This is a genomic window from Enterobacter nematophilus, assembly GCF_026344075.1.
Lineage (GTDB): Bacteria > Pseudomonadota > Gammaproteobacteria > Enterobacterales > Enterobacteriaceae > Enterobacter > Enterobacter nematophilus.
This window is the reverse complement of sequence record NZ_JAPKNE010000002.1, coordinates 587607-614331: the sequence shown is the minus strand read 5'-3', so window position 1 is coordinate 614331 and position 26725 is coordinate 587607. Positions and strand designations below refer to the sequence as shown.

Genomic DNA, 26725 nt, shown 5'->3' with positions numbered 1-26725 from the left:
TCGGGCCGGTTACCATCATCACGCGTCTTTCGTCTTCAGCGACGGCAGTTTAGAAACCAGACGCAGAGAAACGGTCAGACCTTCCAGCTGGTAGTGCGGACGCAGGAAGAACTTCGCGGCGTAATAGCCCGGGTTGTCTTCGATCTCCTGCACCTGCACTTCCGCCGCCGCCAGCGGTTTACGGGACTTGGTCTCCTGAGAGGAGTTAGCCGGGTCGCCGTCGACGTAGTTCATCACCCAGTCGTTCAGCCAGCGCTCCATCTCTTCGCGCTCGCGGAAGGAGCCGATTTTGTCGCGCACGATGCACTTCAGGTAGTGAGCAAAGCGGCAGCAGGCGAACAGGTACGGCAGACGAGAGGCCAGACGCGCGTTGGCGGTGGCATCCGGGTCGTGGTACTCGGCCGGTTTTTGCAGAGACTGCGCGCCAATAAAGGCCGCAAAGTCGGAGTTTTTGCGGTGAACCAGCGGCATAAAGCCGTTTTTCGCAAGCTCGGCTTCGCGGCGGTCGCTGATGGCGATCTCGGTCGGGCACTTCATGTCCACGCCGCCGTCATCGCTCGGGAAGGTGTGGCACGGCAGGTTTTCCACCGCCCCGCCGGACTCCACGCCGCGAATCGAGGTGCACCAGCCGTACTCTTTGAAGGAGCGGTTGATGTTGGCCGCCATCGCATAGGCCGCGTTCGCCCACGAGTAGCTGTTGTGGTTCGCGCCGTCGGTCTGCTCTTCAAAATCAAAGCTGTCCACCGGGTTAGTGCGAATGCCGTACGGCAGGCGCGACAGGAAGCGCGGCATCACCAGCCCCAGATAGCGGGCGTCTTCGGATTCACGCAGCGAACGCCAGGCGGCGTATTCGGTGTTCTGGAAGATCTTGGTCAGGTCGCGCGGGTTGGCCAGCTCCTGCCAGGACTCCATCTGCATTACGCCCGGCGCGGTGCCGGTGATGAACGGACAGTGCGCCGCAGAGCCGATGCGCGCCATCTCGCCCAGCAGCTCAACGTCCTGCGGGCTGTGGTCGAAGTAATAGTCGCCCACGATGCAGCCAAACGGCTCGCCGCCGAACTGACCGTACTCCTGCTCGTAAATTTTCTTGAAGATCGGGCTCTGGTCCCAGCCCACGCCCTTGAAGCGCTTCAGGGTGCGGCCCAGCTCCTGCTTGGAGATGCTCATAAAGCGGATCTTCAGCATCTCGTCAGTTTCAGTATTGTTCACCAGGTAGCTCAGACCGCGCCAGGCGCTCTCCAGCGTCTGAAACTCTTCGTGGTGAATAATCTGGTTCACCTGCTGCGACAGCTGCTCGTCGATACCGGCGATCAGGTTCTGAATGGTGCGGTAGGTGTCGTTCGAGAAGGTAACGGTATTTTCCAGCGCCTGCTGCGCCAGGGTCTTGACCGCGCTCTCCACGGCGGAACGCGCCTGATCGGTTTTCGGGCGGAACTCTTTGTTCAGCAGCGCGCTGAACTCATCCTGGCTGAACGCCTGACCCGCCTGCTGCTCATGTTGTTGAGTCTGGTTGCTCATGATTATTCCTCGCTACCTTTCGCACTGTCGTCATTTTTCGGCAGCTGGCTCAGAGATTTGAGCAGCGTCGGATCCTGCAGAATTTTAGCGATCAGCTCTTCCGCGCCGTTTTTGCCGTCCATGTAGGTCAGCAGGTTGGAGAGCTGTGTACGGGCTTCCAGCAGCTTGTTCAGCGGCTCAACCTTGCGGGCCACCGCGTCCGGCAGGAAGTCGTCCATACTGTCGAAGGTCAGATCCACGTTGAGCTTACCTTCGCCGGTAAGGGTGTTATCCACCTGGAACGCCACGCGCGGCTTCAGCGCCTTCATGCGTTCGTCAAAGTTGTCGATGTCGATTTCAAGGAATTTACGCTCGTCGACGGCCGGCAGGTTTTCTACCGGTTTGCCGACCAGATCGGCCATAACGCCCATCACGAACGGCAGCTGAATCTTACGTTCTGCACCGTAGATCTCTACGTCGTACTCGATCTGCACGCGGGGGGCACGGTTACGTGCGATGAATTTCTGCCCACTGTTACTCATTGCCATGATGTTCTCCATCAAAGATGCGCGGTGAAGGTGAAACGGCAGGCTCCATGCCTGTCGTCATAATGCCTGGACGCGTTATTCGCGGCGTCCAAAGATGTTTTCCAGTTGGTTAACGCCGTCTGGCGCCAGGTCGCGAATAATGTCCATGAAGTTAAGTTCTGACAGCCGCTGCACCCGTTCAATCATCAGCGGCGCGGGGTGGCTCGGTTCGTACTGCGCAAAATACTGCTTCGCTTTTTCCAGCATCAGCTGCGCGTCGGCGCGGCTGGTGACCTGCACGCTGCGCCAGTCGGTTACCGGCTGAACGGGCTGCGCTGCCGCAGGCTGCGGCTCAGCGTGCTGTTCAGCCTGCGCGTCGCGGTTCGGCAGCAGCTTGCTGATGTCTGTCACCTGACACGCGCTGGCGACCAGCCCCACGGTTTTCAGCAGCTGTTCCATTTCCGGTACGCCGCTTTCACCGAGATGCCCGGTAAGCAGCTCGCGGATGGCCAGCAGCCGTTCGTTAATCACAATGACAGCCGCGGTCCCCGGCTGGTCGCCGCGGGCCAGCTCGTCAATCAGCCGCGGACGGCCGCCCGGATAGTCCGGACACTCGGTTTTACTGCCGTCCAGCAGCGCCTGGGCGTCACGCAGCGAAATTTCATCGCCGTTTGAACGCAGCAGCGAGGCGTTACGTACCGCGACGGTGAGCTCGGATTTATCGCTCAGCCCCGCCAGGGCGTTAATGCGGTAGAACGGGTCGGTTTCGCCATACTCTTCCAGCAGCGGATAGAGCGGCTCCCAGTAGCGCGCGATCGCTTCCTGCACCAGCAGCAGACCGTCCGCGTAGCCCGCAAGGCCGCGACGACGGGTCCAGGCGTGGGTTAACGCCAGCATTACGCGAAGATCTTTGGTGCGCGCCAGCAGGCTGGTAGCGAATTTTTCTACCGTGTTCCAGTCCGCAGGCTCTGCCGGAATGATGGTGTCGCCAAACTGCTGTTCCGCTTTGCCCTGGCTTGCCTGGTTCATCGCCTGGAAGTCAGCGTCATATTCCAGATTGTCGCCACAGGGCTTGTCGGGGCTTATTGGCGCGAGAAATTCTTCGATATTCATACGTTCCCTGCTTATTCAAACATGGGCGGATAGAGACCGTGACGTCCCGGACGGGCGCCCCCTGCCGGGTCGAACAGCAGAGTGAAAAGCTGCCCGGTGAAGTTGCCGCTGTGAACGTGGGTGTACAGCGGGTAACCGTCGCAGCGGTTGGTCCACCAGTAGCTGGTCTGACGCAGCGGGTCAAAACACTCTGCCGCCTGCGGCCAGCCCAGCGTGCTTTGGCCATCCTCGTCGTAGCCAATCACGTCGAGGATGTCGGAACGCTTCTGCGGCTCGACGGGCTGCGGCGCCGGAATGGACATCAGCATCTCATCCAGCTGCGAGGCGGAAAAGCTGTTGCGCACCGCGTGCAGCCCCAGACGACCAATTTGCTGATACCAGTTCTCCGCCTGGCTGAGCAGGCTGGTCGACCACTCTGACGGGGCGAAGCTCAGCTGAATGCAAACCGGGTACTGTCGGCCGACGCTGTCGCGGCCGGGCAGCAGGCAGCCCATCTGGATCATCTGGCTGCCCAGCATCGGCGGGACGACGAAGTTCCAGACCGGAGCTTTGGTGAACTGGCGTTCGCCGCTGCGCTGCTCTTCCTGCTGCCAGGCCAGCAGGCCAACCTGAAACCAGTGCGACCACTGGCGCTGTAAGGTGTCAGGAAAGCGACGCTGCAGGAAATCTCCGGCGCTGGGTAATTTGCCATACCAGCTGTAGCGGTTCATCGCAGGGGTATTCGTCATACGGCTGTCCTTGCGGTTATGGGCATGAGAAACGGGGAAGCTGGAACGGGTTGCGAATGCTGTTTGGCGCGAACTCCAGCGTGACCTGATGTCCGTCAACGTTGAAGGTGGCCTGACGGCTCAGGCTTCCCGCGCCCGGGCTGGTGCTCGCTTTGTCGAAAAAGCGGTTGAGCGCCCAGGAGCCGTTGGTCGTAAGCGTCGCGGTGCTGCCGTTAGCCAGCCCCAGCTGCATACGGACCTGGTTGGTGCCGCCCGGTCCCGGCCAGTTCATGATCTGTACGGCCTGCGGGCCGTGGCTGTAGCGCAGCAGCTGGCCGTCGACGTCCAGGGTCAGGTTCAGAATGGTGTTATCCATTCGCACGGTGCGAACCGTCACCTTGAAAGACGGGGTCGTTGCACCGTTAGCAAAGAAAGCGTCGCGAATCGACTGGGCCTGCTGGAACGGTCTCAGCAGCCCTTCGCTGCCCGGCAGGGTTTTACCGTCGATGCCCGGCATAAAGCGCCAGTTCGCCTGCGTGGTATCCACTTTGTTGGTCAGGTTGTCGCGAAAGAAGGTGTCCATCAGCCCGGTCCCCGGCGCAAACATGCGGGCGAGATCGTCCGGCGTCACCTCGGTGCTGGCGCTGCGCACCAGCGGGTAGCGACCGGCGATCGCCTGACGGCAGAACCCGCCCACTTCGACGTTAATCCGCTTACGGACGTTTTCCAGATCGCGGCGCTGGGTATCGCTGCTGGCCCCCACCGCCATGTTGCTGAACATGGTTTGCAGCCCGCCCGGCAGACGACCGGCGCTGGCCTGCAGACGGCTGATCGCCTCGCCGCCCGGTGCCGGCATGCCGCTGTTGGCGGCGTCCTGCACGGCGGTCAGGTAGCGATAAAGCTCGTCTACCTGCTTAAGAAAATCATCAAAGACGATGGTCTTGCCGCCCTTTTCCAGCGGCTGGGCCAGCTCAATCATCGGCGCGTAGTGGTCCGTCACCAGCTGCTCCGGCGCCTGAGTCATCGCGGCGGCCTGCGTCGGGGCATTGTCATTATTGCTGAACAGCGCTTCCAGCGTGCGGGTGGCGCGGTTGCTCTGCGCCTGCGCTTTACCGGCATCTTCCGGTGCCGGGGTATCGCGGGAGAGCGTCAGCACCTGGCTCAGGTTCTGCACCAGACGGCGCAGGGGCGAATTTGCGCCAGAGAGCAGGCGCGCGGTGTTGATGCGCTGGGAAAGATCGGCGCTGTTGTTAAGCTGGATGTCGGCGAGAAAGCGATCCCAGTTCGCAATAAAGTCGCGCATGTAAAGCTGGCGCACGGCGTTATCGATCTGCTGTTTATCTTCCTGCGCGGTCGCGGCGCCCAGCACCCAGGCGTCGTCTTCATGCAGGGCGGTCGTCACGCTGTCAATCTGGCTGTTAAAGCTTTTCCAGTAACCGTCCGGCGTGTAGAGACCCGGCACGCCTTCGCTCACCGGCTTGCCGCTTTTGCGGGAAAACACCAGCTCGCTCTGCGGCCCGCCCAGGTCGGAAAGAGAGACCGGCTTGAGGTTGTCGTCATGTTCCAGCAGGCGCTTCAGGCGACCGTAGACGCGGGTTGAAAGCGGCTGCTGGTTGATCAGCGCTCTTTCACGCGCCACCAGGGATTCGTCCTGCGCGTACGGCGAGGCCTGAATTTTCGGCTCCAGCAGCTGGGTGAGATGCCATTCGAGCTGCTGCAGCTGCGCCTTCGTGACGTTTTGCGGCAGGTTGCGCTGCAGGTTGAGCATCACCCAGGAGTGCAGGAATTTACCGTCGTAGTGCTTCGGCTGATAGAGCATCTGATAGGCTTTCAGCGCCTCATAGCTATACTCCACGTCGCTGCCGTTGTCGTTGCGCAGCCAGGTGGTGATGTGCATCGCAACGGCAGGCAACAGCAGCTGATCCAGCGCCTTCTGGTACAGGGACTGGGAAGCATCGCTGACGTCATCCCCACGGTAAAGCCCCATGCGGCGGGAGACTGGCGGATCGTTGACATCAAACGCGTCGCTTTTCGGCAGGTCCACCAGGCCATTCAGCAGAGGCAGCAGATCGAACAGGTCACGCTGCGGCTGGTTTTGCAGCGCTTTGCTCTGCTGGTCCAGCAGCGGCACCTTCGCATCCACCTCTTCCAGATAGGCTTTGTTCTTGGCATAGCTGGTCAGCCACAGCCCGCCGAGGATCGCCAGCAGGGCCAGCAGCGCCGCGTAGCCGGACCAGATCACCGCCCGGTTGCGCAGTTCCCACCAGCGGTTTTCCCCGGCGATCCCGGCTTCCTGGAAAATAACGTTTTGCAGCAGGTTCTTGATGAAGAAACTCTGGCCCTTCGCGCCCGGGATTGGTGCCTCTTTGCTGACCGAATCCCAGTTATCGCTCTCCGCCCCTTCCGGCAGGGAGAGCGCGCGGTTCAGTTCGCCCATTACGCGGTCGAACGGCATGCCTTCCTGCGTCCCGCTGGCGAAGTAGATCCCGCGCGGCGAGAACTCGGTTTCGAAGTTGGAGCGGGCGAAGACCGTGCTGAGGTAATCCGCCAGCAGCGGACGCAGCGCGGCGAACTCCTGCGGGAAGAGATACGCTTCGGCGCGGGTTTTCGCGTCATGCTCTTTGAGCATGGTTTCCGGCAGCCCGGCATCAAGGCGCTGCTGTAGCAGAGAAAACTCCTGCTGGAAGTTGCCCATCAGGTCGTAGTCGGCGTGTTTGGTCTGCTCCCACGGCAGCGTAAAGCCCCAGATCTGGTCGCGCTGCGCTTTATCGTAGTCGGCAAACCAGGCGCGGAAGCCTTTGAGCAGGTCGGCCTTGGTCACCATCACGTACACCGGGAAGCGGATACCCAGCTGTTCATGCAGCTCGGACAGACGCTGGCGCAGGTTCACCGCCTGCTGGCGGGACGCTTCGGCGGACTGGGTCAGCAGGTCCGAAATGCTGATCGTGACGATAACGCCGTTGATCGGCTGGCGGCGACGGTACTTGCGCAGTAGCCCCATGAACTGCAGCCATTCACCGGCATCCTGCGCCTGCTCGCTCTCCTGGGTGGTATAGCGACCCGCGGTGTCCAGCAGCACTGCCTCGTTGGTGAACCACCAGTCGCAGTTGCGCGTGCCGCCAATACCGCGCAGCGCGGTTTTACCGAAACGGTCGGCGAGCGGGAACTGCAGCCCGGAGTTCACCAGCGCCGTGGTTTTACCGGAGCCCGGCGCGCCGATAATGACGTACCACGGCAGCTGATAGAGATATTGCGTGCTGAAGCGCTGCGTCCACTGGGCGCCCTGACCCGCCTTGCTGAAGTGCGCTTTTTTAAGCATCTGCGCGGCTTCATCAAAACGGCTGGCGAGGATCTGCTCCTCGCTGTTCAGGCGCTGCTGCGGATCCGCCGCCTCCTGGCTGGCGGTGTTCTCGTTGAGCTTGTCCATCAGCTTGCGGTTCAGCCAGGCGTTATAAAGACGCGGCAGAATATGGCCCTGCGCCCACAGCAGGTAGACCACGGCGATACTGATGATGCGGTTCTGTTCGGATTCGAGCGGTCGGGTGTCCACGATGGACAACAGCGGACCAATCATCCAGATCACCGCCGCCAGCGCCGTTACGCCGAGGAAGCTCCACAGAATGCGGTTAGTCAGAATGGAAAGAAGTGTAGTCAGCATCCTTAGTTTCCTTGCGGCAATCCGTTCAGCTCGGCCTGCGTGTTTTCAGGCGACACCAGCAGAGTAATTTCCACACGGCGGTTACGGGCGCGGTTTTCCGGCGTCGTGTTCGGCGCTACCGGGTTAATCTCGCCCCGCCCTTCCGCCTTCACGCGGCCGGGCTGAGAGAGGCTTCCCTGCAGCATTTTCTGTACGGAGCGCGCGCGTTCCAGTGAGAGCTCGTAGTTAGAGGCAAAGCGCGCGCTGCGGATCGGCACGTTATCGCTGTAGCCCACCACCAGAATTTTGCCGCTGACGTTGTTCATCGCCTGCGCAATGCGGTTGATGACCGGTTCATAGCGGTCGCGCACGACGGTCGAGGCGGAGGCAAACAGCCCGTCGCCCTTCAGGATCACGACGCTGCGATCCGCTTCGTCTTTCACCGCCACCAGGCCCGCCTCAATTTCAGGCTTCAGGAAGCCGCGCAGGTTAAGCACCGCGGGCAGCTGGCGCGCCGGCTGCTGGATGGTGGTTTCCGGCAGCTGGGACTGATAAATCTTCGCCAGCACCGGGCTGGTGTTGTCGCCAAGGCGCCAGTTAAGCACGATATAAAACAGGCAGGCGATAAACCCGGCCAGCGCCACGCAGGCCCACAGGGGAACCATTGGTCGCCAGAGTTTGCGCAGCACCGGGCGATCTTCCGGATGGGGAGAAAGCGGTGGCGGATAGCTGCCGCGCACGCCGCGGATCATCTGCCACAGCCGCTGCTTGATGGTTTCAAGCTGGGTACGGCCATTGTCCAGCACCCGATAGCGCCCCTCGAAGCCGAGCAGCAGGCAGTAGTTGATCATCTCCAGCAGCAGAATATGCTCGCGCGGGTTCTGCGACAGGCGCGCCAGCAGCTGGAAGAACTTCTCGCCGCCCCAGGTTTCGTTATGGAACGTCACCAGCAGGCCATTGCTGGACCAGACGCCGCTGCTGCCCCAAGGGGTAAGCGCGGCGGCCTCGTCCAGCGCCGTGCACAGGCAGTAGCGCGCCCCGACGATCACTTCGTAGGGAAGCCCCGCCTGCTGACAGCGGACTTCAAAACGGCGAATCTCATCGATCAGGCGCTGGCGTAACGCCACCTGATCGTCATGTGATACCGAATGACGGATCTGCGGAATCGCATTGAGCAGCGGATTGGCGGCCGCCACCAGCGGGTTGTTGCTACTGGCTCTGGTAAACGTGGCATCACTGCCGGTGTCCTGTCGTTCCTGCATATTAAGCGCTCGCTTTATTATTCTGTCGGGCTACGGATGGCCCAAAACTCCATATCCAGCCCCGGGAATTCACCCGCAAGGTGCAGGGCGAATGCGCCGGACTTATCCATCTCGTGCCACAGCTCGCTGCCCTTCTCCAGCTCGAAGTAGCTGTAGCCGGCATGCCACGGGATCTGCGGCGGCGCGACAGGCATGGCGCGCAGCATAATGCCCGGCAGCTGAAGCTGAACCAGATCGCGAATTTTCGACACCGGCGCGATTTTCATCTGCGCCGGGAAATGGGTTTGCAGATGGTCGCCAGGCACGTTGGCTTTCACCGCCAGCACGAAGCCAAATTCGCGCACCATGCTGGTTTCAGGAACGGTGGCGATGTTCAGGCCATGCGAGCGCTCGTTAAGCGGCAGCTGGATCGCGTGATCTTCCATCACCAGCGCCAGCCCCTGGCGCAGCATCAGCATCAGCTTGCTGAAGCAGTTCGCCAGATCGTCGTGATCGTAAATCGGCAGCACGCTCTCGGTGGTGCGCTGCGACGTCCAGGTCGTGAGCTCGGTGGCAAACGGCAGCCAGCTGCGCCAGAGGGTTTCCGGGTGCAGCAGCGGCAGCGTTTTCAAATGTGAAACCTCGCCCAAATGACGGTTCACTAGCGAGAGCAGCGTAAATTCAATCAGTTCGGAGGTGTTAAAGCGGCCAGGCTGGCGCAGGCGGCCGCCAATCTGCTGGCTGCGCTGCACCAGCAGGCCGTGCAGATCGTTGATCATGCTGTAGATCTGCGGGCTGTTATTGGCGTTCAGCATCGGCGGAATGTAGCTGTTGTCCAGCCGCACGTGGTTGTCGTTGCGTTTTTCCGTCACAAACGCCACGCCGATGGCTGTCCATTCTGCCGTGAGGTCTTTTTCCAGCATCAGCGTCAGGCGCAGGCGGCCAAACTGGACGGTGGCATCCCCCACCGACATGGCGTTATCGTCCTCCACCTCCTGCTCAAACGCGACGAAGCGCGCCAGCGAGGCCGGCTCTTCGCTGAAAATCACCTCTTCCCGCTCACCGCGACGAACCGGCAGCGCGAGCACCACCTTTTCGTTGGTGAGATTGTCAGGAATTTTTAGCGGCGCGGGACCATTGCGTCCGTTGCGTACCTGGAAAAAGGTGCCGTCCGGCAGTAACCCGCTGCAGTAGCTCAGGGCAATGCATCCCTGGCGAAGCATCGCTTCGTCCAGTTCTACGTCGAGAAAGCCCCAGAGATAGGAACGCTGCAGCGCACCCCACTCACGAACATGGTTGAGCAGATAACTTTCAGTCCGCTGAAAATGGTGTGGACGCAGGAACATGCCTTCGGTCCAGACGACCTTTTCTGCTTTGGTCATGATGATGTGTTTCCTGTTGTGAAGCGCGTTACTGGCTGATGACCCGAATGCCGTTTACGTCGAGAAAAACGTTGGCCTGGAGTTCATCCGCGGACCATTTCCAGAACTGGTAGATATGATTTTCGCCTGGCACAGGCAGCGGGAGTGAAACGCGCCATTTTTTACCGTCCAGCTTCTGATATTCCGCCATCACGCCGATGTAGCGCGCCTCGGGATCGCTCTGACCGCTGAGGGTTTTGGAGAGCTGTCCCGGCATCAGGAAGAAAACGTCGCTGTTCAGCAGATTCGCGCCAAGCGTTGCTGACGCGTTGTTCTGCAGGGAATAGAAGTCGCTGGACATGAAATCCGCATCGGATTTCAACAACAGCACCCGGACTTTAAGTGGCGCAGAATCATTGATTTGTGGATGAGCCTGAAACTGCAGATTGTAGCGGGAAGGGTCGCTGTGTGAAGACGACGTACAACCACTGACAAGGGCGAAAATCGCCGCGTAAAAGACTAACCACAGCCGATGAAACTTTTTATTATTCATAAAAATACGCCCACGAAAGCCGTTTAGTTCAGGATCCAGGTACCGTTAGCGCTGTCTTTGCAGGCTTTGCTGTTGCCATCCACATCGACGCAGGTCGCTTTTTTACGCGCCTTAGGACGAATGGCCTGTTTGCGAACGGTGGCTTCGTACTGGTCGGCTTTGATAACGGCACGCATCGGGACGTAGCCAATCAGCTGGTCGTTCCCCTCATCGGCGAGCGCCATCCAGTAGTGTTCAACCTGCCCCAGCACGACATAGGTTTTTCCGGTTTCCAGCGTACGGATAACCTTTCCGCCAAAATCAGGACGGCTCATCAGGGAGGCCGGATACATGGCGCGATAGGGCTCGTTAAGCTGGGTGAATTCCGTTGGCGGCACCACGGCGTGACGGTGGGTCAGGGTGACACCGTTGACCTGGCTGGTCACGATCGTGTCGTCGGTGATTGCCGGTTTCTGTGGCGCTTTACAGCCCGCCACCGCCATTACAAACAGAAGTGAAAACAGTACGCGCATTTTCATATGCTTTTCCGTAGCGATATTTTGATGATGGAGATAAGGGGATGAAATTTGACTTAGGTGGTATTGTTAAAATAGTCAGGATAATTTCGGTGTGTTACTAATTTAAAGGCATAGCTACCGCACGAGCCCTTCAGAATAAGGCCCAGCGTCTTCCTGACATATTTTGACAAACGGTAAACAAGTTTACATGAGCTTTGCTTCAATTCAATATTTACCGCCTCGTAAGTGGTGGTAATTGAAGCAGTCGAAACATTATAGGATTTATCTGATAAAAAAACCCGTAATGACCTGGTTCTACTTATTTCATCAACTTATAACCACATAACCCAATGTTATTAAAGCAGAAAAGACAAAAGAGAACTGATTTCATTAACGCATTAATGCTATTATCGCCACTACCATAATTAGTAGAATTGTCGTTTTGGTGATATCAGAAGAATATATCGACGATGAATTATTTGTTGCACTAACAGGGTAACTTTAATAATACCTGCATTACCTGACAACAGCATCGCTATTTTACTTACGCCGCGCACCTTTAATTTCACGGCTCAAAATAACTTATATTTCGTGTTGTGATAATTACCCTGTAAGTCATTATACATTTCCATTAATCATTAAGCCTCAGTAAACCTTCCCGCCACTATTTCGAATGCCGAAGCTGTTACAGCACCTGTCAGCCGCGAAGCTTCCATTTTTTGAGCGACAGCCATTTTCATTCGAAACTTTACCTGCGCTACATACTTTCTCGCTCCACGCTATCTATCCTGCCTACCGGATGATAGATACAATTTATTATTAAAATGCTAAAAAATCGTTATAATTTCTTTAAATAGTTACGCACTCATCCTTTTAACTCATTGTTATGAAATATGATTAAAGGCAAGAGCCGTAACTCGACCGCATGGATCTCTATCCCTGCGTGTCATTGCTTTTGCTTATTACCCAGCCGTTGCGCGACCAAACACGTCAGGAGTATGTATGAACACGAAAAGACGCTCAGTTCCCGGTATCAGACACTATGATGGTCCTGCCGGCGGCTGGGGCGCGTTGAAGGCGACGGCCATTGCGGTACGTACTCAAATGGATACCTTTGAAGCCCCCGCTACGCTGCTGCGCACCAACCAGCCTGACGGTTTTGACTGCCCCGGCTGCGCGTGGCCCGATAAAGAGCACAAATCGACATTCCAGTTCTGCGAGAACGGCGCGAAAGCGGTGACCTGGGAAGCCACCAGCAAACGCGTGCCCCCCGCATTTCTGGCGGAAAACAGCGTCTCCTCGCTGCTGGCTAAATCGGACTTTGAGCTGGAAGGTTACGGTCGTCTGACGCATCCCCTGCGCTACGACCGGGCAAGCGATACCTTCCGGCCCGTCGACTGGGACGAAGCGTTTCAACGCATCGGGGAAATATTGCGCGGGCTCGAACCGGACCAGGTCGAGTTCTATACCTCCGGGCGCGCCTCCAACGAAGCGGCGTATCTGTTCCAGCTGTTCGCCCGCGAGTACGGCACCAATAATTTCCCGGACTGCTCGAATATGTGTCACGAGGCCACCAGCGTTGGCCTGCCGCGCTCCATCGGAATTGGGAAAGGCACCGTCTCGCTGGACGATTTCGACAAGACCGAGCTGGTGATCTCCATCGGCCATAACCCCGGCACCAACCATCCGCGAATGATGGGTACCCTCCACGAGCTGGCTCGCCGCAACGTGCCGATTATCGTCTTTAACCCGCTGCGCGAGCGCGCCCTCGAACGTTTTGCGGACCCGCAAAGCGTGATTGAAATGGCAACCTATAGCTCTACGGATATTGCCTCCACCTATTTCCAGGTGAAGGCCGGGGGCGATGCCGCCGCGCTGAAGGGTATTGCCAAACATCTTCTGGAAATGGAGGCCGAACGCGGTGGCGTGCTGGATCGCGCGTTTATTGCCGAACACACCCAGGGCATTGAGGACTTTGCCGCCGATATCGCGCAGACCCGCTGGGATGATATCGAGCGCGAGTCCGGGCTCAGCCAGGCGGCGCTTAAAAAGGTGGCCGAGGCCTATGCGAAATCAAACGCCACTATCATTACTTACGGAATGGGGATTACCCAGCACAATAAAGGCACGGCGAACGTCCGCCTGATTGCTGACCTGCTGCTTCTGCGCGGGAATATCGGCAAGCCCGGGGCGGGGATCTGCCCCCTGCGAGGCCACTCTAACGTTCAGGGGAACCGGACCGTCGGGATTAGCGAGAAGCCTGCCCCGGCCTTCCTGAACCGCCTGCAAGAGGTGTTTGGCTTTGAGCCTCCTTCCCGTCACGGACACGATGCGGTGCAGGCGACGCAGGCCATGATCGACGGTCGCGCAAAAGCGCTCATCTGCCTCGGCGGTAACTTTGCGGTTGCGATGCCCGATCACGAGAACGGTTTCCCGGCGATGGGGTCTCTGGATCTCAGCGTGCACGTTGGGACCAAGCTGAACCGTACCCATCTGCTGGTGGGCAAAGAGACCTTTATTTTCCCGTGCCTCGGCCGCACGGAGCTGGATATGCAGGCCACCGGCCGCCAGTCCATCACCGTCGAAGACTCCATGTCGATGGTGCATGCCTCTTCCGGCAAGCTGAAACCCGCCTCACCGCTGCTCCGTTCGGAACCTGCCATCGTCGCTGGTCTGGCGAAGGCGACCCTGCCGGAGACACGCGTGGACTGGCTGACGCTGGTCGAAGATTACGACCGCATCCGCGATCTGATCGAGCAGACCATTCCTGGCTTTGAGAACTACAATGCGCGGATCCGCGTTCCCGGCGGCTTCCGCATGCCGCTGCCGCCCACGCAGCGCATCTGGCCGACCGCAACGGGCAAAGCGATGTTCTCTGTATTCGACGGCGTACAGGAAAACGCCAGCGGTGAAGGCGAGCATGTGCTGCGCCTGATCACCCTGCGCAGCCACGATCAGTACAACACCACCATTTACGCCCTGGACGATCGCTACCGCGGCGTCTTTGGCCGCCGCGACGTGCTGTTTATGAACGAAGAGGATATGGCGCAGTCAGGGCTGGAACACGGCGACCGCGTGGATATCGAAACCGCCCTCCCCGGCAGCGCTCAGCGTCTGGAGGATATTACGGTGGTGGCGTACAACATCGCCCCGGGCTCCGTCGGCGCCTATTACCCGGAGGCCAACGTGCTGGTGCCGCTCGATTATCTCGATAAGGACAGCGGTACGCCGTCGTATAAATCGGTTCCGGTACGCATTACCCTGCGCTCGAAAGAGATCCGCATGCTGTAAGGCTTCACGCGCAGAGAAGAGTGATGGACATAAAACAGTTAAAATATTTACTCGCGCTCGACGAGACCCGCCACTTTGGTAAAGCGGCCTCGCGGTGCAACATCACCCAGCCGACCCTCTCCATGCGCATCCGCAGCCTGGAAGAGGAGCTGGGGCTGGTGCTGATCGTGCGCGGTCAACGCTTTGAAGGGTTTACGCCGGAGGGCGAGCGTATTCTGGCGTGGGCGCGCGCGCTTCTTGCCGCGCACGACGGATTGCAGGCGGAAGCCGCGCTGTGCAAAGGCCAGGTGGTGGGGGAATTACGTCTCGGGATGGTGCCGCTGGCGAGCGTGGATCCGATGATCTTCATCCGCCAGCTGACGCAAAAATATCCGGAGCTGACCTACAGCCTCTATTCTATGTCTTCGGCGCAGATTGCCGACGGCGTCAGCCGTAACCAGCTTGAGCTGGGGATTTGCTACCTGAACAGCATCGACACCAGCCTGTACGACATTATCCAGCTTCCCAAAACGAAAATGGGCCTGCTTCACGACACCCGCCATTTCAAGCCCGGCCGGGAAGCGCTGACCTGGCACGACCTGACGGATTTTCCGCTGGGGTTCCTGACCAAAGGGATGCATTACCGGGCGCATATGGAGGCCAGCTTTAACGCTGCCGGCATCGAACCGACGTCCGTTTTTGAGAGCGACTCCACGTACCAGATCATTCAGGCGGTTCAGAGCGGCGTATGCTGCGCCGTGATGCCGCTGAACAACGGGCTTGAAGAACTGAACGGCACTTTCAGGATCGTTCCCATCGCCGATGCGAACATCGAGGCTCCCGTCGGCCTGATTATGCGCAGGCAGAAACCCGTCTCTTCGCTGGCGCTGCGCTGTTTTACCGACGCGCAGGCGATTTATCACGCGAGCAACGAGGCGTAGGCCTGACGCGACACCGCGCTAAAACCGCCGATCAGCACCGCGGCGCAAATCTCCCGATGTTCCGGTGAACTGACCAGCGCGTGGAGCGCATCGCGAATGACGCTGAGCGTTTCGGGGGGCGTGCGTCGCGACGTGATTAACGGCAGCCCTGGCGTCAGCGGCGTTCGATCGAACGCTGCCAGTCCCGCAAGCCGTTCGGGCTCATGACGCGCCAGCAGCGCCTAGGTCACGCAGTCGATGGCGGCGATATCACTCTTCCCGCGCTGCAGGTCAATCAGCGACTGACGGTGGCTGCCGCTGAAGGACGTTTGTGAGAAAAATGGCCCGTCAACAATCAGCGGAGCCACCTTTTTTCGCAGCGCGTTATAGCCGGACTGCGAGTCTACCGAATTACAGACCGCCCGACGTCCGCGAAAATCCGCCAACGTCAGGTGCCGATCCTCCTCGCGCGCCACCAGAAAGCTGCGGTACTGGAACCCTTCGCAGCCCGGTGCCGTGTAGTGAAAACAGCCCACCACCTGTACCTCAGGGAGCAGCGTCACCAGCGGGTAGCCGCACGTCTGGCTGAGGATAAGCGCAGGCTGCTGCCAGTGGGTCAGCAGGTCAAACTCCGGCCAGCCGGGAGCACCATCGACGGGCACGCCGCGCGCGGCCAGCAGATGCTGCAGCGCCAGCCAGAGCGCGCGGGTATCGGCGCGATCCACGGCGTACATGGGCAACGCCAGCAGGTTACTCATGCCTCTCCTCCTGTTGTTTTCCGGGATGGACGGTGACCTCCACTGGCCGGGTCCAGAACTGGCGTAGCCATTCACCGTAGCCCCGGACCACAAAGCCGTGATTACGCTGCCGGTACGCCTCCCGATTTTGCCGGTAGATCGTCGGCAACCCGTACCAGGGAACGCCCGGCAGATCGTGATGGACTGAATGATAGTTGAGATTCAAAAACAGCACCCGCCAGACTAGCCCGGCCTCGTTAATGACCGAGCGCGCGAGCGGATCGTCCGCCGCCCGATGCTCGTAAAACGAGCGGACCTTGGTCAGCGCCAGCGCCGGATAGCTTACCGCCAGCACTAACCAGACGGGTGAAAAGCCGTGATGCGCCATCCACGCGAAAAGTGCCGCCAGCAGCAGAACATGAACCAGCCACATCGCCATCGCCCGCAGGTGAAAATCACGAAACGCCGCCACGGCGCCGCCCAGCGCCTGAAGGATATCCAGCAGCGGTGCCAGCACCAGCCGCCCGACAAAGGTATTTCGGGCCCGGATCGCGCGCTTCTGCCAAGGGGAAAAGCGCGCCCAGCTCGCCTCGGTAAAATAGTACGACTCCGGGTCATCCGCCGGAAAGGTCAGGCTATCGTGACGGTGATGGGCCAGATGGGAATCCCGGTACAGGCCATACGGATACCAGACCGCCAGCGGGAGCGTGCCAAACAGCTGGTTAAGCCGGGCAAAACGGGTGGGATGCCCGTGGATCAGCTCGTGCTGCAGGGACATATACCAGGCGGTAAACCAGATAAGCAGCAGCGTGGCGGGCAGCAGGCCGAGCGTTTGCCAGAACGTTAGCGTGGTAAACCAGCCGGTATAAATGGTAACGATCAGCAGCCACGTGGGGAGTTCGCTTCGCCACAGCATCCCGGATGCAAGACGGTGGATGTGATTGCGCTGCTGCGGATGTAAATAGAGGGAGCTTCGTTTACGCATTCCTTCAGACGCCGTTTCGCCAGAGACAATGCCCTGACGATCGGGGATAACGCCTGAAATGACAAAGAACTTAAATCGCTTTGCTTTGCCGGGATCGCGCCTCTTGACTTATTTTGCAATAAAGGTACTTTTCAGGACATGAAGAAGATCCTGATTATTGTTCCCGACGGCGGCATGCTGTTTGAGGCCGCCGGTATCGCCGACATTCTGATGCAGGCCAACCGGCTGCATCCGGAAGGGCTTACCCGGCCGCGCTACCGTATCATCATCGCCACCACGCAGCCCCATCAGGTGATTCACGGCCAGTCCGGCCTGAACCTGCTGGCGGACTATCGCCTGCCGGAGCTGGATCCGCGCGAACCGCTGGACACCATTATCATCACCGGACGCGGAATGAACGAGCAGGAGAGCACGGCGGTGGTGGACTGGCTGCACCTCGCTGCGCCGCACGCCCGGCGGATCGCCTCGATTTGCGGCGGCGCGATGCTGCTTGCCCAGACCGGCTTGCTGAACGGCCGCCGCGCGACCACCCACTGGCGGCTGCTGGAGACAATGCAGGCCCAGTATCCGGCTATCCGCGTCGAAGGCGGCCCGCTGTATATTCAGGATGGCCCCATCTGGACCTCCGGCGGCGTAAGTTCCGGGTTCGATCTGACCCTGGCGCTGGTGGAAGACGACTACGGATTTACCCTCGCCCGCGACGTGGCGCAGGATATGGTGATGTATCTGCGCCGCCCCGGCGGACAGCTGCAGTTCAGCCGCTATAGCCTGCAGCAGGCTGGCGCATCGGGGCCCATCAGCGAGCTGCAAGCCTGGATCCTGCAGAACCTCACCGCCGACCTGTGCGTGGAAAATCTGGCCGAAAAGGCGGCGATGAGCCCGCGCAATTTCACCCGGGTGTTTACCCGTGACGCGGGCGTCTCGCCTGCCCGCTACGTGACCGAAGCGCGTCTGGCCGCCGCCCGACAGCTGCTTGAACAGACCCACGATCCCCTTGAGCGCGTTGCCGAGCAAAGCGGGTTTGGCACCAGCATTAACCTGCGCCGCGTATTTGAGAAACAGCTCCACCTCACTCCTGGCGAATATCGCCAGCGCTTCCACTGCCGCAAGCTGGCGTAATTTGATCCTTTTTTGTCGTTTACGCCAACCGGCCCCGCGCCTACAGTGACTCCAGACAACAGAGATAAGGAGTGCACCATGGTTAAGGTCGGTATTAACGGTTTCGGCCGTATCGGACGTAATTTCCTGCGCGCGGCGCTGGGTAACCCGGATCTTCAGATTGTGGCCATTAACGATCTGACGGACAGTAAAACCCTCGCCCACCTGCTGAAACATGATTCCCTTCTGGGCAAACTGCCTGCGCCCGTTGAAGCGGCTGACGACGCGCTGCAGGTGGACGGTCAGCGCATCGTGGTATTTAGCGAACGGGATCCGACAAATATCCCGTGGCGCGATGTCGGCGTTGACGTGGTGATTGAGGCCACCGGCTTCTTTACCGATCGGGAAAAAGCGGCGGTGCACGTCACGCACGGTGGCGCAAAGCGCGTCATCATCTCCGCGCCCGGCAAGAATGACGATCTGACGGTTGTGATGGGGGTGAACCACGACCGGTACGACCCGGCTCAGCACGTGGTCGTCAGTAACGGGAGCTGCACCACGAACGGCCTGGCCCCGGCGGCTCAGGTGCTGCATCAGCAGTTCGGGATTGAGCATGGTCTGATGAACACGACGCACGCCTACACCAACAGCCAGGCGCTGCACGACCAGCCGGAGAAAGATCTGCGCGGCGCGCGCGCGGCGGCGCTGTCGATTGTGCCTTACTCCAGCGGCGCGGCGAAAGCGCTGGGCAAAGTGATCCCCTCCCTGGACGGCAAGCTGACCGGGTACTCCCTGCGCGTGCCGGTGCCGGTGGTGTCGATTGTGGATTTGACGGTAACGCTCAGCCGTAGCGTGACCGCCGAAGAGGTGAATGAGGCGTTCCGCAACGCGGCCGCCAGCGGGCCGCTGAAAGGGATCCTGGGCTATAGCGATGAACCGCTGGTCTCCAGCGACTACCAGGGCGACCCGCGCTCCTCCATTATCGACGGGCTTTCCACGCTGGTGATTGGCGGAAACATGGTGAAGATCCTGGCGTGGTATGACAACGAGTGGGGCTTCTCTAACCGCCTGGTGGATTTGGCGGTGCTGATGGATAAGAAAGGGCTGTAGCCTTACCTTAATGCCGGGTGGCGCTTGCGCTTACCCGGCCTATGAATGATGACATCATTCAGTAATATCGCCTCAATCCTCGCAGAATATATAATTCAAGATAATCTTAAGTTTATTCAATGCTTTCCAATTCATCATATCAATTATAAAAAAACACCGATTAACTAAGATAATAGGTTAGCGGTTATTCTTTATTTCACTTTTAAAAGTGCGAGTACGATCACTGTCCTTAGACGATAACGTAGACCATGATAAACCCTACGCATCACAGGGACATATTATGTATTACAGCAAGGAAATTATAGATAGAATCGGATCCGATAAAGACCTCGCATTAAGGCTCGATCGCGCCGTCACGGGGGTCAAGGATGGCGCCATAGAGTATTTAAATAATCTTGGCGATGCTACTACGCGCGTGCTTTATTATACATCTTGCTTCACCGATAATTATCAGGATGTCTGTACAAAATTGGGTTCGGAAGATTTGAGGTTCTTAGCAGGAGTCGCCGAGCTTGTTAAGCATAGAGATGTAATTTTTAGAATGGTAAGGATTTATATTGAAACATTGCTTCAGAACAAATCCATTACTCAAAGAAGAATTATTCTCGAAAAATTAATACCATTTACAACAAACTATTCAGTAAAGCAAGTATCTAAGAATGGATTGATTTATGCCGTCACGTCATACATCTGTTATGGTAATAACATGAACGTGGCCGTAAAAAGTGCATTTATGAAAAAGGTTGGTTTGAGCACAGGAGGTGTAATTACCGCATTAAACCTTTACGCTATAGTTCAGCATGCGGCAGACAGCGCAAATACACTTAAAAAATTTCAACCGTTATTTTACCATGCGCTGTATGTTGAAAAACTGGAAATGATGTATTTCCTTATTGAACCGGTGATTATGAAAGCCGGGTATCTTAACTTGAACACTGCATCCGATAGCGAAATTGCTGATGCGCTGAATAGAATGATGCGATAATGTGGCAATCAATAAAAGCATTTTTGATACAATTTTTAAAAAGTTTCTTACAAGACATTATGGATGATTTTTTTTGGTATGGCACTGGAATATTCGTCATCATTCTTGGTGCTGTCGTAGTGAGTTTTATAGAAAACGAAAAAATTGCACTACGAATCGTTGGGATTATTGTATTAGTTGTGTACTTCATTGCATTTCGTCACAAAACAAAGGATGAATAAATGTCTACTCCAGCACATATATGGTTTACTGATGAAAATAATGCTCCCGTCATAGGGGAGTGTTTAATGCCTACAAGATTGGGCTCTACCGAACTAAAATCGTTTAACCATTCGGTCTGGATCCCCACCTGTTCCAACACGGGAAAACTGACGGGAACGCGCCTTCATGTCCCAATCACCTTTGAAAAAGAAATAGACCGCATCACTCCCTATCTGTTTCGTGCCGTATGTACAGGTAAAACCTTCAAAACGGCATTAATTAAAATGTATAAAATTGATGATGCCGGTATTGAGCGCGAATATTTCAATATCACTCTGGAAAACGTAAAGATAACAAGGATCTCGCCAGTATTGCACCCGCTCGGTATCGCAAGTGCGCATATGGAAGAAGTCGAACTCCGCTATGAATCGATTGAATGGAAATATTGCGACGGGAACATCATGTTTAAAGACACATGGAATGAAAGAGCAGTAGCATAGAAGAATGGACACCCGTTAAGTCCCTCTCCCTGAAGAGAGGGAAACGATCACTCCGCCTTAACCTTCACGCCCATCAACACAATCACCATCGCCGTCACCAGCAGGAACCCGCTTCCGGCGAATACGCCGCTGGCACCGTTAAGGTCAAATACCGCCCCGCCCCCTGCCGCACCGGCGCTTATCGCCAGCTGGATTGAAGCCACCAGCAGCCCCCCTGCACTTTCGGCTTCATCCGGAACGGTGGTGGCAAGCCAGGTTGACCAGCCCACCGGAACCAGACCAAACGCAAAGCCCCACAGCGCCACCAGGAACCCGTCCAGCATCGCCAGATGGCCAAACGCCACCATCGTCAGCGCCAGTATGCCCATGGCGAACGGCACCAGCGCCAGCGTCAGGCGCAGATTACGTGCCAGAAGATGTCCGGCAACGGAAGTACCGACAAAGTTCGCCAGCCCAAAGCCCAGCAGAATCAGTGAAATGGTTTCAACGTTGGCCTGCCCCACCGTTTCCAGGAACGGGCGCAGGTAGGTAAAGAAGGCGAAATGGCCGCTGAAGATCAGAATAGTTGCCAGCATGCCGCCGATCATGCCCGGTCGACGCAGCACGCGGAACAACGTGCTGAGGCTACCGCTGCTTTCGGGCTTCATGGACGGCAGCACCCAGATCTGCCACAGCAGCGCCAGTACGCTCGGCAGAATGCAGAGCACAAAGACGTTGCGCCAGCCGATCAGGCTGCCCAGATAGCTCCCCAGAGGGGCGGCAACCACGGTGGCAATCGACACGCTGGAGAAGATCACCGCCAGCGCTTTCGGCACTTTATCCGCCGGAACCAGGCGCATCGTGGTGGCCGTTGACATCGCCCAGAAGCCACCAATGGCGACCCCCAACAGCAGGCGCCCCATTAGCAGGACGTGCAGCGTGGGCGCAAAGGCCACCAGCAGGCTGGAGATGATTTGCAGCACGGAGAAAAACATCAGTACCCAGCGGCGGTCAATACTTTTGGTCGCCGGGGTGATCAGCAGCCCGGTGACGAGCGCCACCAGCGCGGTAGCGGTGACGGCCTGCCCGGCCATGCCCTCGCTGACGCCCAGGCTCGCGGCCATCGGCGTCAGCAAACTGGCTGGCAGGAACTCTGCCGTTATCAAACCAAACACGCCCAGCCCCAGTGAATAGACGGCCCGCCATGCCGGTCTGGCAGGCGCGACGGCTTCTCTCGCCACGACACATGAATTCATCTGTTGTTCTCCCGTTATAAAAATGTGACAACTGTCGCAAAAGCATAGAGGGTTCACCATGGACGATCTATGACATATAATCTCCACTTATTGATTATTCGTCCGGAGTTGCGCCATGACCGTACAGTCCCCCGATTTGATCAGCGAACTTTTACGCGGCATGCGCCTGTCGGGCGTGAAATACCGACGGATTGAAGCCAGCGCGCCGTTTGGCGTGGCGTTCCACCAGGCGCCCGGCAAGGCACAGTTCCATTTTGTGAGCCACGGAAACGCCCTGCTCCGAATGGACAGCGGCGCAACGTTTGAACTGAGCAGCGGCGACGCGCTGTTTATTCCTGGCGGCAATTCCCATGCCCTGCTCTCTGACGCGCAGGCAGCCATTACTCCGGTGAACGCCTTTCCCAGCGAGCCTATCTGCGGCTCGGTCTGTGCGATTACCTGCGAGCCCTGTCCGGAGAGCGAGAACACCATCATCTTTAGCGGGTGTATGGATTTCGAGCTCGGCGGGATGCAGCCGCTGATCAAAGCAATGCCGGAGGTGATGATGGTCAGCCGACTGATGTCCACCTGGCCGGAAATCCATCCGCTGCTGGCGGCGATGGAGCGCGAGTCGATGACGCGACAGGTTGGGTTTGCCGGGATCCTGGCCCGGCTGGCTGACGTGGTGGCGGCGCTGATCGTCCGCGGCTGGGTTGAGGCTGGCTGCGGGAAAGCCACCGGCTGGGTGCAGGTCTTACGCGACCCGCGGCTGAGCAGGGCCATTTACGCCATGCACCAGCAGCCTGGCCTGAACTGGAGCGTGGCGGATCTGGCGAAAGAAGCGGGCACCTCACGCTCCGTGTTTGCCGAACGGTTTCTGGCCGCGACGGGGACGACCCCGGCAAAATATCTCAGCGAACTCAGAATGCGGCTGGCGATTCAGTACATTCGCCACGAAAATCAGCCGATTGAAACGGTCGCACTTAGGCTGGGCTATGGATCGCTGGCGGCGTTTAGCCGGGCCTTTAAGCGCATCATTGGCCATGCGCCGGGCACGCTGCGGGAAGCCGGTCAGACCCCGGAAGAGGTCTGACCGGAAGGCGGGCATCAGAAATAGTATTTAAAGCGCACGCGGCCACCGTAGCGGTCGTCGTTTTTCTTATCACCCTCTTTCGGGGAAGAGTTGACCCACGACGCATACGCGCCCAGATAGATGTTGAAGTTTTTCATCTTCATAACGTTCGGGATCAGGTACGACGTATGGACGGTATGAATGTCGTACTCGCCCGGGTCGGTGATCCAGCAGTCGTTTTCGCACTCTGCGTCAAACGTCGATGTATTAAATTCGTCGATTTCGTTGTGGGCGTAGATATAACCCAGCTCAAAATTGCGCCAGAGGGCATTGATGCCTGAGGTAAAGTCGGTTTCGCCCGTCGCGTCCAGGTAAGCCGTGTTGAGGTTCATGACCACGCCGTTCTCCGGATCGGTTTTGAGCCCGTCCCAGGTCATGGTAAACCCGTAGCCGGTCCGGTCGGACTGATCGACCCAGCGCCCTGCGTCGTCACGGTAGCCGTAAGCGTTGTTCACCAGGTTGGTCTCCATGGCGACCGCGGTGGAGAACGGCCCGTTCTGCCACGAGATGACCGGGCGCACGTAGGCCACATTTTTATCATTCTCAAGTTCTGCGCCGTGATAACGCTGGTCGACGTACAAATCGCTGCCGTCTTTAAACAGGGTATTCAGCTCAAAATACCAGTTATCCAGCGTTTTGCTCATCAGGAAGTTACCCCCGCTGTCGGTTCGCCCGCGCCCCTCTTTCAGCATGTAGATATAGCCGTAGCCGTCGCTGTAGAGATCGTCTGCGGTATTTCCTGAGTATTCCACAAAGGTATCCTGATTGAGCGGGAACATATCGTACGCTTCGAAACGTCCGACTTTAATTTCCCAGTCGTTCTCGGAACCGAAGAAGAATACCGCATCATCGAGATACATTTTCCCGACGAGATCGCCGAGGGGCTGAACGGAAAATCCGGCAAAATTGCCGTTGTCCATTTTACGATAACCGTCAAAACCTAATAAAATACGCCCGTTAATATCCCAGCGTTCTTTATCTCCCGGTGCCCAGTCGCTATTAGCGCTTTGCTTAACGGACGTCAGGCTGCCTGTTTTACTGGCGGCATCCATATTAAATTCAACGTCACCATAAAATTTAATATCACCAAACCCTGAAAGCGTCAGCTTTGGCGGTTCGGCTTTGTTCACCGGCTCTTGCGACTGCACAACAACGGCGGGTGCTGCCTGCGCGGCGGCCGCCTGCTGCTGTTTAAGCGCCTGAATTTGCGCTTCCAGTTGCGCCAGTTTTTCTTCCACGTTCGTCGAGGGTTGTGCTGCAAAAAGCGCGCCGGAATAGAAAGCACTTATCAATATTACCGCTTTTTTTAATTTCATAGAATCCATCCTGATTATAAAAGTGAATACGCAAATATTGAGCATCGCCATTTCGACTAAATAGCCTTGTGGGTTCTATTATGTTTTTTGGTAAGTGAATTATGAATTTTAACTTGTGTGATCGCCGAGGAGAAAACATCTCATGATGAACAGAAGAAACACCCTTTACTTCACACTCTTATTCCATTAATCACATCAATGTTTTAATGCGAAATATATATGATTATTTAAAAATATAATTCTTCCAATTCCATTTGCCCAACAAATCCGTCCGGACAGGGCGTGCGAAGCGGTAATTTGTCTGGTTCTGCGCAAAATGGGATATTCAACACGCGAAGCGGGCGATATTCGTCTAAGGTTTTCAGGTGATTGATAACAGCGGTCACGCTGCTCAGGAATACAGGAGACGAACCGATGATAAGACCTCGTACTTTACGCCCTGCTCTTTTGCACCTCGCGCTGGGAGGCGCGCTGCTCGGTGTGGCAACGATGGGTTATGCTGACGAAAAGCCAGCCTACCAGAAAAATTCACCCGATATTTTGCTTGGCCCTCTGTTTAACGACGTGCAGAGTGCCAAACTGTTTCCCGATCAAAAAACCTTTGCCGATGCCGTTCCCAAAAGCGACCCGCTGATGATTCTGGCGGATTATCGGATGCAGCACACCCAGACCAGCTTTGACCTGCGCCACTTTGTGGAGATGAACTTCACGCTGCCTGCGGAAGGTGAAAAATATGTGCCGCCTGCGGGACAAAGCTTACGTGAACACATTGACGACCTCTGGCCTGTGCTGACGCGCACCACGGATAAAGCCAGCAACAAGTGGGATTCCCTGCTGCCGTTACCGAAACCTTACGTGGTGCCCGGCGGGCGCTTCCGCGAGATCTACTACTGGGATAGCTATTTCACCATGCTGGGCTTAGCCGAAAGCGGTCACTGGGACAAAATCAGCGATATGGTGGATAACTTCGCCTGGGAAATTGATACCTTCGGCCATATCCCCAACGGCAACCGCAGCTACTACCTGAGCCGCTCCCAGCCGCCGTTCTTCTCCCTGATGGTGGAACTGCTGGCGACGCATGATAAAGACGCGCTGAAAAAATACCGTCCACAAATGGAAAAAGAGTACACCTACTGGATGGAGGGTGTAGAAAACCTTCAGCCTGGGCAGGCTAACCAGCGCGTGGTGAAGCTGGATGACGGTTCGGTACTCAACCGCTACTGGGACGATCGCGATACCCCGCGCCCGGAGTCCTGGCTTGACGATATTACCACGGCGAAGAGCAACCCTAACCGGCCTGCGACGGAAATCTACCGCGATCTGCGCTCCGCTGCGGCCTCGGGCTGGGACTTTAGCTCCCGCTGGATGGACGACCCGCAAAAGCTCGGCACTATCCGCACCACCAGCATTGTGCCCGTCGATCTGAACGCCCTGATGTTTAAAATGGAAAAACTGCTCGCGCGAGCGGGCCAGGAGGCCGGCGACAGCGCGGCGGCGAGTAAATATGAGGCATTGGCAACCGCCCGTCAAAAAGCCATTGAGCGCCACCTGTGGAACGATAAAGAGGGCTGGTACGCCGATTACGATCTCAAGAGCAAGAAGGTGCGCAACCAGCTCACGGCCGCCGCGCTCTTCCCACTCTACGTGAAGGCAGCGGCGCAGGATCGCGCCGATAAAGTGGCCGCGGCCACCTCCGCGCGCCTGTTGAAGCCGGGCGGGATCGCCACCACCACCATCAACAGCGGCCAGCAGTGGGATGCGCCAAACGGCTGGGCGCCGCTGCAGTGGGTGGCCACGGAAGGGTTGCAGAACTATGGGCAGAACAAGGTGGCGATGGACGTAACCTGGCGCTTCCTGAAGAACGTTCAGCATACTTACGACCGCGAGAAGAAGCTGGTGGAGAAGTATGATGTCTCTTCTACCGGTACCGGCGGTGGCGGCGGTGAATATCCGCTTCAGGATGGTTTCGGCTGGAGTAACGGCGTGACGCTGAAAATGCTGGATCTGGTTTGTCCTAAGGAGAAACCGTGCGACAGCGTGCCGGAAAATCAGCCTGCGGCGAACGATGAGGCTGCGCCAGCGAAAAGCGCAGCACAGTAAGGGGTAACCCTCTCCCCAATGGGG

20 protein-coding genes and 1 pseudogene are annotated in these 26725 nt (G+C 57.6%); 8 read left to right on the top strand and 13 right to left on the bottom strand.

The genetic code is table 11. The features are described 5' to 3' along the window. Positions 1-18: 18 nt before the first annotated feature. The 9 genes from tssC to OSH03_RS09520 all read right to left on the bottom strand — a co-directional run bounded on the left by tssC (position 19) and on the right by OSH03_RS09520 (position 11154). Entirely contained in the window at positions 19-1518 is a 1500-nt protein-coding gene (gene tssC / locus OSH03_RS09560) for a type VI secretion system contractile sheath large subunit (protein WP_266178894.1), read from the bottom strand. 2 nt (positions 1519-1520) lie between these two features. Beyond that, positions 1521-2045, bottom strand: a complete 525-nt coding sequence (tssB, locus tag OSH03_RS09555) for a type VI secretion system contractile sheath small subunit (protein WP_061099651.1) — start codon at positions 2043-2045, stop codon at positions 1521-1523. 75 nt (positions 2046-2120) lie between these two features. Further along, positions 2121-3137 carry a type VI secretion system protein TssA gene (tssA, locus tag OSH03_RS09550; RefSeq protein WP_061097935.1) on the bottom strand — a complete coding sequence of 339 codons (1017 nt, stop codon included), beginning with the start codon at positions 3135-3137 and terminating at the stop codon, positions 2121-2123. A gap of 11 nt (positions 3138-3148) precedes the next feature. Further along, positions 3149-3865 (bottom strand): type VI secretion system-associated protein TagF, encoded by a 717-nt coding sequence (gene tagF, locus OSH03_RS09545; RefSeq protein ID WP_266178893.1) that lies wholly within the window; start codon positions 3863-3865, stop codon positions 3149-3151. 16 nt (positions 3866-3881) lie between these two features. Continuing rightward, positions 3882-7502 (bottom strand): type VI secretion system membrane subunit TssM, encoded by a 3621-nt coding sequence (gene tssM, locus OSH03_RS09540; protein ID WP_266178892.1) that lies wholly within the window; start codon positions 7500-7502, stop codon positions 3882-3884. A gap of 2 nt (positions 7503-7504) precedes the next feature. Then, positions 7505-8743, bottom strand: a complete 1239-nt coding sequence (locus OSH03_RS09535; RefSeq protein ID WP_266178891.1) for a DotU family type VI secretion system protein — start codon at positions 8741-8743, stop codon at positions 7505-7507. Positions 8744-8760: 17 nt separating this feature from the next. Further along, positions 8761-10104: a type VI secretion system baseplate subunit TssK gene (gene tssK, locus OSH03_RS09530; protein WP_061097932.1), complete on the bottom strand. Its 1344-nt coding sequence runs from the start codon at positions 10102-10104 to the stop codon at positions 8761-8763. A 28-nt stretch (positions 10105-10132) separates the two neighbouring features. Next, complete coding sequence (tssJ, locus tag OSH03_RS09525) at positions 10133-10636, bottom strand: type VI secretion system lipoprotein TssJ (protein WP_028013495.1); 504 nt, start codon at positions 10634-10636, stop codon at positions 10133-10135. 23 nt (positions 10637-10659) lie between these two features. Beyond that, positions 10660-11154 (bottom strand): hypothetical protein, encoded by a 495-nt coding sequence (locus tag OSH03_RS09520; protein ID WP_045260279.1) that lies wholly within the window; start codon positions 11152-11154, stop codon positions 10660-10662. 981 nt (positions 11155-12135) lie between these two features. Between OSH03_RS09520 and OSH03_RS09515 the strand changes: the two genes are divergently transcribed. Continuing rightward, positions 12136-14424 carry an FdhF/YdeP family oxidoreductase gene (locus tag OSH03_RS09515; protein WP_266178890.1) on the top strand — a complete coding sequence of 763 codons (2289 nt, stop codon included), beginning with the start codon at positions 12136-12138 and terminating at the stop codon, positions 14422-14424. Positions 14425-14447: 23 nt separating this feature from the next. After that, a complete protein-coding gene (locus OSH03_RS09510) occupies positions 14448-15344 on the top strand; it encodes a LysR family transcriptional regulator (RefSeq protein WP_266178889.1) in 897 nt (298 codons plus the stop codon). Here the strand turns inward: OSH03_RS09510 and OSH03_RS09505 are convergent. After that, a pseudogene (locus OSH03_RS09505) lies at positions 15323-16081 on the bottom strand (phosphate/phosphite/phosphonate ABC transporter substrate-binding protein). The gene OSH03_RS09510 and the pseudogene OSH03_RS09505 sit on opposite strands and share 22 nt — an antisense overlap. Next, positions 16074-17045 carry a fatty acid desaturase gene (locus OSH03_RS09500; protein WP_266178888.1) on the bottom strand — a complete coding sequence of 324 codons (972 nt, stop codon included), beginning with the start codon at positions 17043-17045 and terminating at the stop codon, positions 16074-16076. The pseudogene OSH03_RS09505 and the gene OSH03_RS09500 overlap by 8 nt, the downstream one beginning before the upstream one ends. 138 nt (positions 17046-17183) lie before the next feature. Between OSH03_RS09500 and OSH03_RS09495 the strand changes: the two genes are divergently transcribed. The 4 genes from OSH03_RS09495 to OSH03_RS09480 all read left to right on the top strand — a co-directional run bounded on the left by OSH03_RS09495 (position 17184) and on the right by OSH03_RS09480 (position 20939). Further along, positions 17184-18164 carry a GlxA family transcriptional regulator gene (locus OSH03_RS09495; RefSeq protein ID WP_266178887.1) on the top strand — a complete coding sequence of 327 codons (981 nt, stop codon included), beginning with the start codon at positions 17184-17186 and terminating at the stop codon, positions 18162-18164. Positions 18165-18242: 78 nt separating this feature from the next. Next, a complete protein-coding gene (gene gap, locus OSH03_RS09490) occupies positions 18243-19253 on the top strand; it encodes a type I glyceraldehyde-3-phosphate dehydrogenase (RefSeq protein WP_266178886.1) in 1011 nt (336 codons plus the stop codon). A 280-nt stretch (positions 19254-19533) separates the two neighbouring features. Then, entirely contained in the window at positions 19534-20238 is a 705-nt protein-coding gene (locus OSH03_RS09485; protein ID WP_266178885.1) for a hypothetical protein, read from the top strand. 221 nt (positions 20239-20459) lie between these two features. Beyond that, positions 20460-20939, top strand: a complete 480-nt coding sequence (locus tag OSH03_RS09480; RefSeq protein WP_266178884.1) for an Hcp family type VI secretion system effector — start codon at positions 20460-20462, stop codon at positions 20937-20939. A 47-nt stretch (positions 20940-20986) separates the two neighbouring features. Here the strand turns inward: OSH03_RS09480 and OSH03_RS09475 are convergent, their stop codons facing one another. Continuing rightward, on the bottom strand, positions 20987-22174 hold the full coding sequence (locus OSH03_RS09475; protein ID WP_061097925.1) for an MFS transporter: 1188 nt from the start codon (positions 22172-22174) through the stop codon (positions 20987-20989). A gap of 115 nt (positions 22175-22289) precedes the next feature. Between OSH03_RS09475 and OSH03_RS09470 the strand changes: the two genes are divergently transcribed. Next, entirely contained in the window at positions 22290-23246 is a 957-nt protein-coding gene (locus OSH03_RS09470; protein ID WP_266178883.1) for an AraC family transcriptional regulator, read from the top strand. A 14-nt stretch (positions 23247-23260) separates the two neighbouring features. Here OSH03_RS09470 and OSH03_RS09465 read toward each other — a convergent pair whose 3' ends face one another. Continuing rightward, on the bottom strand, positions 23261-24601 hold the full coding sequence (locus tag OSH03_RS09465) for a carbohydrate porin (protein WP_266178882.1): 1341 nt from the start codon (positions 24599-24601) through the stop codon (positions 23261-23263). 414 nt (positions 24602-25015) lie between these two features. Between OSH03_RS09465 and OSH03_RS09460 the strand changes: the two genes are divergently transcribed. Further along, a complete protein-coding gene (locus tag OSH03_RS09460) occupies positions 25016-26701 on the top strand; it encodes an alpha,alpha-trehalase (protein WP_266178881.1) in 1686 nt (561 codons plus the stop codon). Positions 26702-26725 lie beyond the last annotated feature (24 nt).